Source organism: Eggerthella sinensis (genome assembly GCF_003339815.1).
In the GTDB taxonomy this organism is placed as follows: domain Bacteria; phylum Actinomycetota; class Coriobacteriia; order Coriobacteriales; family Eggerthellaceae; genus Eggerthella; species Eggerthella sinensis.
The window spans coordinates 1-568 of record NZ_PPTT01000073.1 but is presented as its reverse complement, the minus strand read 5'-3'; the positions used below and the strand labels follow the sequence as shown (position 1 = coordinate 568).

Sequence of the window (568 nt, the reverse complement as noted above, 5' to 3'; positions counted from 1 at the left end):
GCCTCGTCGGCCACGGCGGCGTCCTCCTTCGTCTTGGGGCAGAGGTAGGCCAGGATCGCGCGGATGGAGTGCTTGCGGTTCTCGGCCTCCACCCAGCAGAGGCTCCGCTCGGGATGGTCCATGACCTCGTCGACCACTTCCTCGCCGCGGGTGGCCGGCAGGCAGTGCATGAACTTGGAGCCCGGGCCGGCGAAGTCCATCATCTCCATGTCCACCTGGTACTTCGGGTAGAAGACGTCCATGTAGCTCGCGCCGCCCTCCTCCTCGTCGTAGAGGCCGTACCACACGTCGGTGTAGACGAAGTCGGCGCCCTTGATGGACTCGACGTCGTCGGAGACCGCGACCGTGCCGCCGGACACCCTGCAGTTCTCCTCGGCGATCGCCATGATGTCGACGGTCTTGTCGACGACGAGGCCGCCGTCGGTCACCTGGTGGCCCTTGGGGCCGTAGTGCACGAAGTCCATGCCCATCTTCGAGGCGATGAACATGAGGGAGACGCACACCTGCGTGGCGTCGCCGACGAAGGCGAGCTTGCAGTCCTCGATCTTCTTGCCCTCGGGCAGGTTCT

Annotated in this window: 1 protein-coding gene; it reads right to left on the bottom strand. The window is 65.7% G+C overall.

Translation table 11 applies throughout. The features are described 5' to 3' along the window. The coding region (locus C1876_RS17450) for a Rossmann-fold NAD(P)-binding domain-containing protein (RefSeq protein WP_483400326.1) at nucleotides 1-568 on the bottom strand (568 nt) is incomplete at both ends.